Raw genomic sequence first — 14,482 nt, forward strand, 5'->3', positions numbered from 1 at the left:
ACAGCAAGGAGAGCACAGATGGCGGATGAATTTGCATCGAAAGCGCAGGCGGCGGCAGAGGCGCTTCGGGTTTTGTTTCCGGCCACGCCGCTGTTGCGCAACGAGCATCTGTCGGAACGCTTCGATGCGGATATCTGGCTGAAGCGCGAGGATTTAAGCCCGGTCCGCTCTTACAAGTTGCGTGGGGCGTTCAATGCGATGCGAAAAGTGATTCCTGAGCAGGGAGTTTTTGTTTGCGCCTCAGCGGGGAACCATGCGCAGGGGGTGGCCTTTGCTTGCAGTCATTTCGGAGTGCGCGGGGTGGTCTTTATGCCGGTGACGACGCCCCAGCAGAAGGTGCAAAAGACACGTATCTTTGGCGGGGACAACGTCGAGATCCGGCTGGTGGGGGATTATTTTGACGCCACACTGGCCGCGGCGCAGAGTTTCTGCCGGGCTGAGGGTGCACATTTTCTGTCACCCTTTGATGATGAGGATGTGATCGAAGGGCAGGCGTCGGTCGCGGTAGAGATCGCTGAGCAGTTGGGTAAGGTGCCGGATCGGGTGATTTTGCCAGTAGGGGGCGGGGGATTGTCCTCGGGAGTGGTTAGCTATTTTGGCGACGCCTGTGACTATACCTTTGTTGAGCCTGCTGGCGCACCGAGCTTTGCGCGGGCATTGGAGGCCGGTGCACCAGTTGATGTCTCTCCGATTGATAATTTTGTTGATGGGGCGGCGGTTGCCAAGATAGGTGCACGCACCTTTGCGCGCTTGCGGGGGGTGAACCCCGCCGATGTGGTGCATCTCCCGGAAGACCGAATCTGCGTAACGATCAATGAAATGCTGAACGTCGAAGGGATCGTATTGGAACCTGCGGGCGCGCTTTCGATAGACGCGCTGAGTGAGGTGGCGGATCAGATTGTGGGCAAGACGGTGGTCTGTGTGGCATCGGGCGGCAATTTTGATTTTGAGCGCTTGCCAGAGGTTAAAGAGCGGGCGCAGCGCTATTCTGGGGTAAAAAAGTATTTCATTCTACGGCTTCCGCAACGGCCCGGGGCGCTGAAGGAATTCTTGATGCTGCTTGGGCCTGAGGATGACATTTGCCGATTTGAGTATCTTAAAAAATCAGCGCGCAATTTTGGATCGGTTCTGATTGGGATCGAGACCCGTCAGCCCGAGAATTTCAGACCCTTCTTAGAGCAGTTGGACCAGTCAGGGTTTACCTACACGGACATCACGAACGACGAAACGCTGGCGCAATTTGTTCTTTAAACTGGAAAGGCGTTCCGGTGCCTTGTGAATATTTCTTTGGACCTCCTTTCCGGTAACTTGCCTTAGGAAGCTTAACAGACGCTTACTTCTAGCGATTCATCGCCTGTTAAGACGCCATGGGTTAGACCATGGGCGCCTGTCAGGATTATGTCGCATGAAATTGGATATTCTCAGCCTATCCCCGGCGATGGCGACCCCTGCGGTGACACCATTGGTTCTTGTGGTTGATGACAATGACATTCAACTGAATCTCTTGTCGTCTTCGCTGGGGCGTTGGGGGTATGAGGTGATCACGGCCACCTCCGGCGTTGCGGCATTGGCGCTTTGCGCTGACCGTTTGCCTGATCTCGTCCTGTGCAGTTGGATCATGCCGGGGATGTCCGCGCTGGATTTCTGCCGCGCGTTTCGAGAGCTTTCAGAGGATCAGTACGGCTATTTCATTTTGCTCATGACGGAACAAGAGAGGGGAGAAGTGGCCCGTGCGCTAAATGCTGGCGCTGATGATTTCTTGATATGTCCTGTCAGTGATCTGGAACTGCGCGCCCGGATCATGGTGGGTGAGCGTATCCTTGCCATGCAGCGGGAATTGACCCAAAAAAACCGGCTGATTACTGAGACATTGGGTGTGTTGCAAAAGGTGCAGGGCCTGATCGACAAGGATCTACTCGAAGCCAAGAAGTTACAGCAATCCCTGCTGCGCGAACGCTACCGAGCGATGCCGGGCGGGACCCTTTCGATGATGCTGCGTTCTGCTGGTCATGTTGGGGGTGACCTGGTGGGTTATTTTCCCGTGCGGCCGGGGGTGGTCGGGCTTTTCGGATTAGATGTTTCGGGCCATGGCATTAGTTCGGCCCTGATGACGGCGCGGCTTGCAGGGTATCTTTCGGCTACGACACCAGATCAAAATCTAGCGCTCACTCTGCTGCCCGATGGCAGCTATGCGGCCCGCCCGCCGGGAGAGGTCATTGAAGAACTTAATGACCTCGTCCTTAATGAGATGGATACGGAGCATTATTTTACGCTGATGCTGGCAATTGCCGACCTTACGACGGGAGAGGTAACTGTTGCTCAGGCTGGGCATCCGCATCCGGCCTTGTTGCGCAGCGATGGTATGGTGGAGCAGGCCGGTGCGGGCGGCTTTCCTGTCGGGTTGCTCGCAGGGGTAAGATTTGAGCAATACAAGCTCCAGCTTGCTCCGGGGGATCGGTTGTTGATCCTATCTGATGGCGTGACGGAATGCCCTGATCCGGGGGGAGAGATGTTGGGCGAAGATGGGCTGGCGCGCATGTTAGGTGAGTTGCGGCGGTTTAGCGGCCCAGCTTTGTTAAGCGCGTTGGTCTGGAAGCTTTCGGAGTTCGCAGGCAGGCGCGATTTTCCCGATGATGTTTCAGGGATACTGCTTGAGTACCTTGGCGATAGCTAGCGGAGGTGACGTTGCAGAAACAGCCGGTCACCCTCATTCGCGAGGGTCGCCAGCGCTTCGCTCGCTGATAGCACCAATGTGGCGTGATGCGGCTCGGTCGGTTCGGCGATCTGGCGTACGGGGTGGGCGACATAGATATGGCAGATTTTCTGCGCCCAAAGGTCGTAATCCTTCATATAGGTGAAGCGGCGGAACGCACCCAACCGACGTGGCTGGGCGATGCGCCAACCGGTTTCTTCCAGCACTTCGCGGTGGAGTGCTTGAAGCGGGGATTCACCGGCCTCAATGCCGCCACCGGGCAGCTGCACTTCGGTTTGATCGCCCATCTCAAGCGTCATTAAGAAGCGGCTTTGCAGCGGCAGAATGGCGTAGACACCGGGGCGTGGTGTATACGTTCGACCGGGCTGTGGTGCGTGGCCTGTACGTCGGATCATTTGTTGCCCCTTTTTCCATGGGTTGCTGCGCCTATATAGACGCGGTATGCCAAGCGGCCCCCGGTAAGGAAACCCAATGACCCAAGGAACTAAAATCGCGTGGGACGATACCGTTCTGCCCTTCCAGCTTGATAATGTCGACATGCGCGGCCGTGTGGCGCGGCTTGATGGCGTGTTGGAAGGCATTCTAAAGCAGCACGACTACCCGCCGCAGGTTGAAGCCTTGGTGGCCGAGATGGCCTTGCTCACCGCATTGATCGGTCAAACGATCAAGCTGCGATGGAAACTGTCGCTGCAGGTGCAGTCCAAAGGTGCCGTTCGGATGATTGCGACCGATTACTATGGCCCCACAAAGGAAGGCGAACCTGCGCGCATTCGCGCTTATGCCAGCTATGACGCAGACCGGTTGACCGATGATGCGCCCTTTGAACAGATTGGCGAAGGTTATTTCGCAATTATGATCGATCAGGGCCAAGGCATGACCCCCTATCAGGGCATCACGCCGCTGGCCGGTGGGTCATTGGCATCCTGTGCTGAGGCGTATTTCGCCCAGTCCGAGCAGCTGCCGACCCGCTTCTCGCTGAGCTTTGGCAAATCGTCGGGGCCGGGTGAGCCAGAGCACTGGCGCGCTGGGGGGATCATGTTGCAGCACATGCCTAAAGCCTCGCCGTTGGCTGCATCGGGCGAGGGGACTGGTGACGTTCTTAAGGCGGATGACCTGGTTGAGGGTGATGAGGCCGAGAACTGGAACCGTGTGAATATTCTGCTCGGCACAGTTGAGGATTTGGAGCTGATCGGCCCCAGCGTGCCACCGACCGACCTGCTGTTGCGATTGTTTCACGAGGAACAACCGCGGGTCTATGACGCCCAACCGGTGCGTTTTGGTTGTACCTGTTCAGAAGATCGCGTGCGCCAAAGTCTGTCGATATACTCGGCGCGCGACATCGAAAAGATGACAACCGATGATGGCCGAGTGACCGCCGATTGCCAGTTCTGTGGTGCGCACTATGACCTTGATCCGGCCACGGTCGGTTTCGACGCTAAGGCATAAAGTGAGCGACCGGTTCCAGTCTTTCCGCGAAGCGCTTGCGCAGACAGGGGTGGAATCCTCTGACTTTGATTTGAACCCAGAGGTCACTTTGCCCGAAGGCCGCAGCTTGCGACCCGCGGGTGTGCTGGCGCCGGTGATCGATACAGGGGGCCGGCTGGAACTGATCCTGACCAAACGCTCTTCGGCGTTAAAACATCACCCCGGACAGATTGCCTTTCCGGGGGGCAAGCAAGACGGCGGCGACGCGGATGTGATCGCCGCTGCCCTGCGCGAAGCGCGCGAAGAGATCGGTCTGCCGAGCGAGATCGTGGATGTGCTCGGCGTGCTGCCGGCGCATGAAACGGTAACCGGCTTCAGTGTCACCCCGGTAATCGGCTATGTGTCCCAGGACTTTAGGGTGGCTCCCGAACCGGAAGAAGTCGAAGAGGTGTTTCGCGTGCCGCTTGACCATGTGCTGAACCCCAGCAACTACATCGTCCATTCCCGGCGTTGGCGCGGCCAGCGCCGGTATTATTACGCTGTTCCCTACGGTCCCTATTACATCTGGGGCGCGACCGCGCGTATGTTGCGGGCATGGGCGACACGCATGAACAAATGATTCCAGCCGACACGCGATGGTTACATGATGAAGACGCGCAGCAGGTTTGCCGCGTCGTGCAGGATGGGGGATATCGCATCTATTTTGTCGGCGGCTGCGTGCGCGATGCGCTTCTGGGTCTGCCGGACAGCGATGTCGATCTCTCCACAGACGCCCCCCCTGAAACGGTGATGGCGCTGGCCAAGGCTGCCGGGGTCAAGGCCGTTCCGACGGGGATTGATCATGGCACGGTGACGCTTGTCGCGGGAGGGAAACCGTTTGAGATCACCACTTTTCGCCGTGATGTTGAGACTGATGGCCGCCGGGCTCTCGTTGCCTTCTCAACCGATATTGCAGAAGACGCGCGGCGCCGTGATTTCACAATGAACGCGCTTTACGCCACGCCGGACGGACAAGTGCTTGACCCGCTGGGAGGGCTGCCCGACCTTCATGCGCGGAGGTTGCGCTTTATCGAGAATGCAGAGCAGCGTATTCGCGAAGATTATCTGCGTACCCTGCGCTATTTTCGTTTCATGGCCTGGTATGGCAACCCGCAAGTGGGGCCAGAGCCTGATGCACTCGATGCAATTGCGTCGAATTTGGGCGGGTTAGAGACACTTTCGGCAGAACGTGTGGGGCAGGAATTTAGAAAGCTGCTGCGCGCGTCTGATCCTGCCCCGGCGTTGGCGTTGATGCGCCAGACCGGAGTTTTGCCTGTGTTGATGCCGGGCAGCGATGACCGGTGGATATCTATTCTGGTTCATTTTGAGCATGCACTGGGTCTTACCCCAGACTGGCTGGTCCGTCTGGCTGCACTGGGCGGCGAAGGGCTGACTGACCGTTTGCGACTGAGCAAGGTTGAGGCGAAGCGGCTCGCGTTGCTGCAGGAACATGGATTCGCGGGGCCACCACTCTCAGAGCTTGCGTATCGGCATGGGGCTGAAGTGGCACAAGCCGCGGCGTTGTTGCGGGGGTGTATGGCAGAGCAGATGCCCGAAAGTACAGTGTTAGAGACGATCAGTCACGCGGCACAAGCGCGGTTTCCCGTATCAGCCAAAGATTTGATGCCGAAATTTAACGGTCCGGAATTGGGGCGTGAGCTTGCCCGGTTAGAGCAACTTTGGATCGCGTCTGGTTTCACCCTGTCTCGTGCAGAATTGCTGAGCGGATCCAGCTAGATCGACATTTCGGTAATTTTCAGCTATTTAGGCTGCACGTCATGGGGATGTGCGAAATGTACCGCGGGATCTGGTTCAGCTAAGCTAACTTAACCACCACCCAATTGCGGCTATGCCACCAGGCGCGGTCGGTCATTTTGCTTGTCTATATTTCAAGGTCTCCCCATGTTCCGTTTTTTTGAAAACCTCGTTGATCCCTATGTTTCGTATAGTGAAAAGGATCATCCCCCGCAGGGGCTTTGGACCTTTTTATGGGACTACGCGCAGCCCTTCAAAAAGGTCTTTGTCCTTGCCGGGATGATGGCGATCTTCGTGGCTGCGATCGAAATCGGTCTGATCTACTACATGGGGCGCGTTGTCGATCTGCTGGGAAGTGACCCTGCGCAGATGTGGGAAACCTACGGAACTGAATTGTTCCTCGTCGCGCTTGCTGTGCTATTTGTACGACCTTTGATGCAGGCGTTTGACGTCATGCTGCTCAACAATGCGATCCTGCCGAACTTTGGGACGCTGATCCGCTGGCGGGCGCATCGGCATGTGTTGCGTCAGTCTGTCGGCTGGTTTGAAAATGATTTCGCCGGACGTATCGCCAACCGCATCATGCAAACACCTCCCGCAGCGGGAGAGGTTGTGTTTCAAGCATTCGACGCGATCTCCTACTCGCTTGCCTATATGATTGGCGCGGCGATCTTGCTTTCGACATCGGATATCCGTTTGTTAGTGCCGCTCTTGGGGTGGTTCTTTCTCTATGGTGCCTTGGTGGCGTGGACGATCAAGCGGGTCGGCCCGGCGTCCAAAGCGGCGTCGGATGCGCGTTCGCAAGTGACCGGGCGGGTGGTGGATGCCTATACGAACATCCACTCGGTCAAGATGTTCGCGCATCATGATCTGGAAGTGGATTTCGCTGGTGAGGCTATTGAGGAAGCCCGGCGCACCTTTCAGGGCGAGATGCGGATTTTCACCATCATGGACGTGGTGCTGACCTTCCTGAACGGTATGTTAATCGTCGGCGTAGTCGGCTGGGCGCTGGCGCTTTGGATGGGCGGCGAGGCGAGCGTTGGTGTCGTGGCCGCTGCCGCCGCATTGGCGCTGCGGCTTAACTCAATGACCGGTTGGATCATGTGGGCGCTGTCGAGTTTCTTCCGCGAATTGGGTGTTGTGGCCGAAGGGATGGAAACCATCGCCCAGCCCCTTGCCCTAACCGACAGACGCGAGGCAAAGCCACTAAACCTGACCGAAGGCCGGATTGAGATGGCAGGGCTGAGCCACCAATACGGGCGTGAAAGCGGCGGTGTTCAGGGTGTCGATATCACCGTGCAGCCGGGCGAGAAGGTTGGCCTTGTTGGCCGCTCTGGCGCGGGCAAGTCGACCCTCGTGAAGCTGATACTGCGGTTCTATGACGCCGAAGCAGGCGAAATCCGGATCGATGGCCAAGACATCGCGCAGGTCCGGCAAGACAGTCTGCGGCGGCATATTGGTGTGGTGCAGCAAGACTCCTCCCTGTTGCACCGCTCGGTGCGGGAGAACATCCTCTATGGCCGTCCCGACGCCAGCGAGACTGAGATGATCGCGGCAGCCAAACAGGCTCAGGCACATGAGTTCATCCTTGATCTGACCGACCCCGAAGGCCGTTCGGGGTATGACGCGCGGGTGGGCGAAAGGGGTGTGAAGCTCTCCGGCGGGCAGCGGCAACGAATTACGCTAGCGCGGGTGATCCTGAAGGACGCACCGATCTTGTTGTTGGATGAGGCAACCAGCGCGCTCGACAGTGAGGTGGAGGCGGTCATTCAAGAAACGCTCTATGGCATGATGGCCGGCAAGACGGTCATCGCCATCGCTCATCGGCTTTCGACCATTGCTGAGATGGACCGAATTCTGGTTCTGGATCAGGGCCGTATCGTCGAAGAAGGCACCCATGACGCGCTTTTGCACAAAGCTGGGCTATATGCAGCGTTCTGGCACCGTCAGTCTGGCGGGTTTCTGGCATTGGATGAAAAGACTTGAGCATTTCAGACTGGATCAACCCTTTTCACCCCGCCGATGGCCCGCCGCCGCAAACGCTTGGCGCTTTCATGCGCTGGTGCCTGGCGGGCGCTTGGCCGGTGCTGTGGCTCGCTGCACTTTTCTCTGCCGCAGCGGGCGCGATGGAGGCGGGCACTGCGTGGATATTAGGCAGGGTCATCGACGCCACGGTCAGCGCGGGACCAGAACGGTTTTTTGAGGGCAGCAGCCTTGTACTGGTGCTGGGCGCAGTGGCGTTTTTCCTTGTAGCCCGACCGGTGCTTTTTGGTCTGTCCGCGGCGTCGAATGCGATCATGGTGCAACCCAATGTGAACCCGTTGGTGCTGTCGCGTCTGCACCGTTGGACGCTGGGGCAAAACGTTAATTTCTTTGATGATGATTTTGCGGGGCGCATCGCGCAAAAGCAGATGCAAGCGGCGCGCGCGGTGACGGATGTGGCCGCCGAAGTGATCAACGTGGTGGCCTTTGCGCTGGCATCGCTTGTGGGGTCGGTGGCGTTGCTCTTGGCAATCGACTGGCGTGTAGCAGTTGGCTTTTCTGTTTGGTTGGTGATGTATTTCGCCCTGATCAACTGGTTTTTGCCGCGCGTGCGCAAGCGGGCGGCGGGACGGGCCGGGGCGCGGGCGATGGTTTCGGGACAGGTGGTCGATACGATCACCAACATTAAAACGGTAAAACTATTCGCCCATGCCGACCACGAAGACCGCGCCGCACTAAGCGCGATGAAGAGTTTCCGCAGCCGCGCGTTAGAGTTTGGCTATCTGGCCGCCGGTTTCCGTGTGGCGCTGATGAGCCTTGCCGGGCTTTTGCCTGTGCTGCTGATGGGCGGGACAATCCTGCTCTGGCAGCGCGGCATGGCAAGCGAGGGGGATATCGTTGCGTCCGGCGCTATCGCGATCCGCATCGCGCAGATGACCGGCTGGGTCTCGTTCACGCTGATGGCAATCTATTCCAACATTGGTGAGGTCGAGGACGGGATGCGCACCCTGACGCCGCGCGTACGGCTGGATGACGAGCCGGATGCGCAGGAGCTGGTGGTGCACGCAGGGGAGATTGAGCTGCGCGATCTCGGCTTTGCCTATGGGCGGCAAAAGGGCGGAATTGAACGGATCTCGCTAACCATCAAACCGGGTGAGAAACTGGGGATCGTTGGTGCTTCTGGCGCAGGCAAATCGACCCTCGTGGCACTGCTTTTGCGGCTCTATGAACCGGAACAGGGCAACATTATCATTGATGGAATGGATACATCCGAAGTCACGCAAGAGAGCCTGCGGCGCAATATCGGCATGGTCACGCAAGAGACGGCGATGTTCAACCGCTCGGCGCGGGACAACATCCTTTATGGGCGGCCAGACGCGACAGAGGCCGAGGTTATTGCGGCAGCCAAGCGCGCCGAAGCGCATGAGTTCATTCAAGACCTTGAGGACCATAAGGGCCGCTGTGGCTATGACGCGCATCTGGGGGAGCGGGGCGTGAAGCTTTCGGGCGGCCAGCGGCAGCGCATCGCCTTGGCGCGCGCCATCCTCAAGGACGCGCCTATTCTGGTGCTGGATGAGGCGACGAGCGCGCTTGATAGCGAGGTTGTGGCCGCGATCCAGCAGACCCTAGACCGGGTAATGGAGGGCAAAACCGTGCTCGCCATCGCGCACCGACTGTCGACCCTGACAGTGATGGACCGGATCATAGTGTTGGACGCGGGGCGCATTGCAGAGATTGGCAGCCACGCTGAACTGCTTGAACAAAACGGGCTCTATGCGCGCTATTGGCACCGGCAATCGGGCGGTTTTCTGGACGTGAAGGCAGCGGAATAGGCTTTCGCTGTGGCCATAGCCGCGCTATGGGCAGGCTATGACAGAACATAAAATCTTGCGTTTGGGCCACCACGGCGACGGCATTGCCGAGGGTCCGATCTTTGCCCCCATGACCCTGCCGGGGGAAACCGTCAGCGGTGAGGTCGAAGGCCAACAGCTGCGCGACGTTCGTATTATCACGCCGTCTGAGCAGCGCGTGGCGCCGCCGTGCCGTCATTTCAAATCTTGCGGCGGTTGCCAGCTGCAGCATGCGTCGGATGATTTCGTGGCCGCGTGGAAGGTTGATGTCGTGCGCAATGCGCTGTCGGCCCATGGGTTAGAGGCTGAATTTCGCCCCATCCAAACCTCCCCTGCGCAGTCCCGCCGCCGGGCCACCTTTGCCGCGCGCCGCACGAAAAAGGGCGCGATGGCCGGGTTCCATGGCCGCGCTTCTGACGTGTTGATCGAAGTGCCGGGGTGCCAGTTGGTCGATCCTGCATTGCTTCCAGGTTTGAAAGTGGCCGAGGAGCTGGCCCTGATCGGCACCAGCCGGAAGGCCGAACTGGCCGTGACGGTGACGCTTTCCGACGAAGGGCTCGACGTGTCGGTAACCAAGGGAAAACCCCTTGATGGGCCGCTCCGGCAGCAATTGGCACAAACTTGCGAGGCGCTGGCGTTGGCGCGGTTAACGTGGGACGGCGAAGTGATCGCCATGCGCGCGCCACCGGCGCAGACCTTTGGAACAGCGCCGGTCACACCGCCGCCGGGCGCTTTCCTTCAGGCCACACGTCACGGTGAAGCGGCGTTGCTTTCTGCGGTGACGGAGGCTGTGGGAGAGGCGGATTTTGTGGTGGACCTATTTGCTGGTTGCGGCACCTTTTCCCTGCCTTTGGCGCAAAAGGCGCGGGTTCATGCGGTCGAAGGCGATGCCGAGATGATTGCGGCGCTGGAAGGTGGCTGGCGTCGGGCGAAAGGTGCCAAACCTCTGACGACTGAGACGCGCGATCTGTTTCGCCGTCCGCTCTTGCCGGACGAACTGGCCAAGGTCGATGCTGTGGTACTCGATCCCCCCCGCGCTGGCGCCGAGGCGCAGGTCGCCGAGATCATCCGCGCGCAGTTGCCGCGTTTGGCCTATGTATCTTGCAGCCCGGTCAGCTTCGCCCGGGATGTGCAGAAATTGGTCGCGTCGGGCTATCGGCTCGACTGGGTTCAAGTCGTGGATCAGTTCCGCTGGTCTTCGCATGTGGAACTTGCAGCCTGCCTAACCGCGCCGGAAAGTTAAGCGATTGTGTCGTATTTCCAGTGTCTCATCACCTCTTTTTGAATGAAATATGTCCCTCAATATGCTACCGCAGGTAAAAAGGCCGGAATGGCCGGGGCATTGAGGGCACAGTGATGAAACGCAGGACGATGATACTTGGCGGCACTGCTATGGTGGCGCTTGGCGCGTGCAGCAGCAGTAAATTTAAACGCTACAATGGGCCAGAAGTGACCTATGTGGTTGTGAACAAAAGCCAACGTCGCATGATGCTGTTGCATCATAACCGCGTGTTAGAAGATTACCCGATTAAGTTGGGCTTCGCTCCGGTGGGCCATAAAACGGTCGAAGGCGACGGGCGCACGCCCGAGGGGCTGTATCGAATCGACCGTCGCAATCCGAACAGCCGCTTCCATCTTTCCGTTGGTATCGATTACCCGAACCAGCTCGATGCCGAATACGCGCGCTCAATGGGCAAAAGCCCCGGCGGTGATATCTTTATCCACGGGCAAAAAGACCCGCGGCAAAAAGAAAAGAACGATTGGACATGGGGCTGTATCGCGGTCACCAACAAAGAGATCGAAGATGTCTATGCGATGGTGCGCGATGGCACACCGATCCTGATTACGCCCTAGTAATCAGATAGGCAGAAACGAAACCGGCCCCCGCAGGGGCCGGAAGTACTGCTAAATCAGTGCAAGATCAGTTGCCGACAACCAGTGTCCACCAGATCTTGCCGCCGTTTTCCTGATACCAAGAGAAACCCATCTGACGGCCATCGGGTGCCATCAAGATGCGGCGCGTGTCGGGTTGTTCCATCCATGCGGCAAGGGTTTCCAGCTCAGTCTCATAAGTTTCCGAGATGACTTCACCAACCAGACCGCCGGTATAGCCCACGCGCTGGATGCGATCGATTGGCGAAGACCCGTCAGATCCAAAGTGCCAAGGGCGGTTTTGCACCGACATATCGCGCGCATGGGTGGCGGCGGCCGCGTTCAGCTTTGCATCAAGCGCCAGCGGCGTGACGCCAGCCGAGCTGCGCAGCGCATTCACCGAGTCGAGCATGCGGAATTGAATTGTCCCGGTGTCCGAGTTGCTGATGCGGTAAGAACCGCCGGCTTTGCCACCGGTGGTGCTGGCAGGGACACAGGCAGATAGCGCAACCGTCAGCGCCAGCAGGATAGACAGGATACGGATCATGAAAGCGCTCCACGCAATGAAATTTTTTCTGCCTTACATCGGGGGGCGTTGCAGTTCAAACGCACATAGGCGTGAGTCTGCCATCGTACTGCGGTTTCAATTGAAACTGCGTCTTTCAGGCCATATATGTGGCATTAATTAGCATAATTTCAGTTTGGAGACGTTCCATGTCCGCTCACCGTTTTTCGATTAAGAGCCGCCGTGGCTTCCTCGCTGGCAGCGCTGCGATGCTTGCCACACCAGCGCTGGCGCAAAGCACCTCTACTTTCAACTCCGACTCGACCACAGAAGCAGAGCGCGACTTGACTGATGCGGTCAAACGCAACGTCTCAAGTTTCCGCATGCTGGACTGGCGCCCCTACTTCAGCAACACGCGCAACGGCGCGGTGCTGGTCGATATCGACAGCCGCGCGGTACATTACTGGTCCGAAGATCAAAGCGTCTACAAGCTCTACCCCTCGTCAGTGCCTCTGACCGAAGACCTGACCCGCCGTGGACGTACCAGCATTATCAAAAAGGTCGAGGGGCCAAGCTGGCGTCCGACACCTTCGATGCTCAAGCGCAATCCAGAGTGGCCGCCCTATGTTGGCCCCGGCCCAGATAACCCTCTGGGCACCCATGCACTCTACCTCAGCTGGACCTATTACCGTATCCACGGTACCCACGACACAAGAAAAATTGGTCGTAAGTCTTCCAATGGTTGCATTGGGCTCTATAACGAACATATCGCCGAACTTTTTGCCTTCACGAAGGTCGGTACTCAAGTGTTGCTTATTTGACGACATCCCCCTGATTCCTCATTGCAAGACCTGATTCCGGGTTTGCAAACTTTTGCCGATACTGTTTAGAACGGTAACACGAGGTAAGTCTTGGGCGCGTGTATGTACATGATACTGCACGCCTATTCTGGAGGTTATGTTATGAAGAAACTCGTTCTCGCCGCTGCTCTGTCCGCTGCTGCATCGACTGCTTTTGCTGGTTCGCTGGCCGAGCCAATCGTCGAAGCACCGGTTATCGTGGAAGAAACAACAGGTTCGTCCGCGGGCATCCTGGTTCCCCTGATCCTGTTGGCACTGGTTGCCGCAGCTGTTGCTTCCGACTAATCGGAACTGACGATCAAACGGAAAAGGCGGTGCAGTGCACCGCCTTTTTTGTTTTCTCCGTACGGTTTTGAAAGAGGGGCCGCTTTGAAAAAGGGGCCGCCGCAGCGACCCCAAAACTGATTTAGACCCAGCCAGCCAGATTCTCTCCGATGATCGTGGTCAGCGCGTCGATATGCGCATCATCATCGTTAAGGCAGGGGATATAGGTGAAATCCTCTCCGCCGGCCTCTTCAAAGCTTTCTTTAATCTCTTCGTTGATCTCTTCCAGCGTTTCGATGCAATCGGATGAGAAGGCAGGTGCACAGACGGCGATGCTCTTGTTGCCAGCTTTGGCCTGACGGGCGACCTCTTGAACCGTGTAGGGTTGCAGCCATTCCTCAGGGCCAAATTGAGATTGGAAAGTCGTCATGATCTCACTGTCGGCCCAGCCCAACCGCTCCTTCAGCAGGCGCGTCGTTTTCTGACATTGGCAGTGGTAGGGATCACCCTCCATCAAATAGCGCTGCGGCAGGCCGTGGTAGGAACAGACCAACAAGTCGGGCTTTTTGTCCTTCGCGGCATAGGCGCGCTCGACCGACTGCGCCAGCGCATCGATATAGTCAGGCCGGTCGAAGTAAGGGGCAACGGTGCGTGCGGCGGGTTGCCATTTCTCTTTCGCCAAAGCTGCAAAGAATGCGTCATTCGCCGTGGCCGTCGTGGCCCCTGCGTATTGCGGATAAAGTGGGAAAAATAGGATCTTCTGGCATCCTGCCGCGACCATCGCTTCGACCTTGGACAGGGTCGATGGATTGCCGTAGCGCATGGCATAATCCACCATCACATCCGCCCCATAGCGCGCCTGCAGCGCCGCTTTGATCTTTGCGGTCTGTGCTTTGGTGATCGTCGCCAAGGGGCTTTCGTTCTCGGCCTCATTCCAGATGGATTTATAGGCCGCACCGCTGGTGAAGGGGCGCTTGGTCAGGATCACCGTTTGCAGCAGGGGCTGCCATTTCCACGGGCTGTAATCGATCACCCGGCGGTCCGAAAGGAATTCGCTCAGATAGCGGCGCATCGACCAATAGTCATAGCCATCAGGCGTGCCGAGGTTGGCAAGTAGAACGCCGACCTTGGGCCGTTTAACTTTCGGGTGATCGGCAGGGCCGTGTTCTGGCTGGGCGGTCTCGGGCTGGGTGGCCTGCATGGGGGTTCCTCGCAC

The 14,482-nt window shown here is 58.1% G+C and carries 14 protein-coding genes; 11 read left to right on the top strand and 3 right to left on the bottom strand.

Annotated elements, in window-relative coordinates; all coding sequences use genetic code 11:
* Nucleotides 1–18 precede the first annotated feature (18 nt).
* The gene (gene ilvA / locus WNY61_RS01275; RefSeq protein WP_342849641.1) at nt 19–1,251 is read left to right on the top strand and encodes a threonine ammonia-lyase IlvA; all 1,233 of its coding nucleotides are present in this window, start codon (nt 19–21) and stop codon (nt 1,249–1,251) included.
* A gap of 154 nt (nt 1,252–1,405) precedes the next feature.
* On the top strand, nt 1,406–2,674 hold the full coding sequence (locus WNY61_RS01280; RefSeq protein ID WP_342849642.1) for a fused response regulator/phosphatase: 1,269 nt from the start codon (nt 1,406–1,408) through the stop codon (nt 2,672–2,674).
* On the opposite strand, the gene WNY61_RS01285 is transcribed toward WNY61_RS01280, so the two are convergent.
* A complete protein-coding gene (locus tag WNY61_RS01285) occupies nt 2,671–3,108 on the bottom strand; it encodes an NUDIX hydrolase (protein WP_342849643.1) in 438 nt (145 codons plus the stop codon). The two genes, WNY61_RS01280 and WNY61_RS01285, sit on opposite strands and share 4 nt — an antisense overlap.
* A gap of 76 nt (nt 3,109–3,184) precedes the next feature.
* On the opposite strand from WNY61_RS01285, the gene WNY61_RS01290 reads away from it, so the two are divergent.
* The 7 genes from WNY61_RS01290 to WNY61_RS01320 all read left to right on the top strand — a co-directional run bounded on the left by WNY61_RS01290 (nt 3,185) and on the right by WNY61_RS01320 (nt 11,619).
* Nucleotides 3,185–4,159, top strand: coding sequence for an Hsp33 family molecular chaperone HslO (locus WNY61_RS01290; RefSeq protein WP_342849645.1), 975 nt, complete (start codon nt 3,185–3,187; stop codon nt 4,157–4,159).
* A 1-nt stretch (nt 4,160) separates the two neighbouring features.
* Nucleotides 4,161–4,757, top strand: a complete 597-nt coding sequence (locus WNY61_RS01295) for a CoA pyrophosphatase (protein WP_342849646.1) — start codon at nt 4,161–4,163, stop codon at nt 4,755–4,757.
* On the top strand, nt 4,754–5,914 hold the full coding sequence (locus WNY61_RS01300; RefSeq protein WP_342849647.1) for a CCA tRNA nucleotidyltransferase: 1,161 nt from the start codon (nt 4,754–4,756) through the stop codon (nt 5,912–5,914). The genes WNY61_RS01295 and WNY61_RS01300 overlap by 4 nt, the downstream gene beginning before the upstream one ends.
* A 165-nt stretch (nt 5,915–6,079) precedes the next feature.
* Nucleotides 6,080–7,918, top strand: a complete 1,839-nt coding sequence (locus tag WNY61_RS01305) for an ABC transporter ATP-binding protein (protein ID WP_342849648.1) — start codon at nt 6,080–6,082, stop codon at nt 7,916–7,918.
* A complete protein-coding gene (locus WNY61_RS01310) occupies nt 7,915–9,747 on the top strand; it encodes an ABC transporter ATP-binding protein (protein ID WP_342849649.1) in 1,833 nt (610 codons plus the stop codon). Before WNY61_RS01305 ends, WNY61_RS01310 begins: the two co-directional genes overlap by 4 nt.
* Nucleotides 9,748–9,784: 37 nt before the next feature.
* Nucleotides 9,785–11,008: a class I SAM-dependent RNA methyltransferase gene (locus WNY61_RS01315; RefSeq protein WP_342849650.1), complete on the top strand. Its 1,224-nt coding sequence runs from the start codon at nt 9,785–9,787 to the stop codon at nt 11,006–11,008.
* 113 nt (nt 11,009–11,121) lie between these two features.
* On the top strand, nt 11,122–11,619 hold the full coding sequence (locus WNY61_RS01320) for a L,D-transpeptidase family protein (protein WP_342849651.1): 498 nt from the start codon (nt 11,122–11,124) through the stop codon (nt 11,617–11,619).
* 67 nt (nt 11,620–11,686) lie between these two features.
* Here WNY61_RS01320 and WNY61_RS01325 read toward each other — a convergent pair whose 3' ends face one another.
* Complete coding sequence (locus WNY61_RS01325; protein ID WP_007118381.1) at nt 11,687–12,184, bottom strand: CAP domain-containing protein; 498 nt, start codon at nt 12,182–12,184, stop codon at nt 11,687–11,689.
* A 167-nt stretch (nt 12,185–12,351) separates the two neighbouring features.
* Between WNY61_RS01325 and WNY61_RS01330 the strand changes: the two genes are divergently transcribed.
* Complete coding sequence (locus tag WNY61_RS01330; RefSeq protein WP_342849652.1) at nt 12,352–12,963, top strand: L,D-transpeptidase; 612 nt, start codon at nt 12,352–12,354, stop codon at nt 12,961–12,963.
* Nucleotides 12,964–13,104: 141 nt separating this feature from the next.
* Nucleotides 13,105–13,287: a hypothetical protein gene (locus tag WNY61_RS01335; RefSeq protein ID WP_040700758.1), complete on the top strand. Its 183-nt coding sequence runs from the start codon at nt 13,105–13,107 to the stop codon at nt 13,285–13,287.
* A gap of 121 nt (nt 13,288–13,408) precedes the next feature.
* Here WNY61_RS01335 and hemH read toward each other — a convergent pair whose 3' ends face one another.
* Nucleotides 13,409–14,467, bottom strand: a complete 1,059-nt coding sequence (gene hemH, locus WNY61_RS01340; protein WP_342849653.1) for a ferrochelatase — start codon at nt 14,465–14,467, stop codon at nt 13,409–13,411.
* Nucleotides 14,468–14,482 lie beyond the last annotated feature (15 nt).

This window comes from Sulfitobacter sp. AS92, assembly GCF_038900015.1.
GTDB lineage: Bacteria > Pseudomonadota > Alphaproteobacteria > Rhodobacterales > Rhodobacteraceae > Sulfitobacter.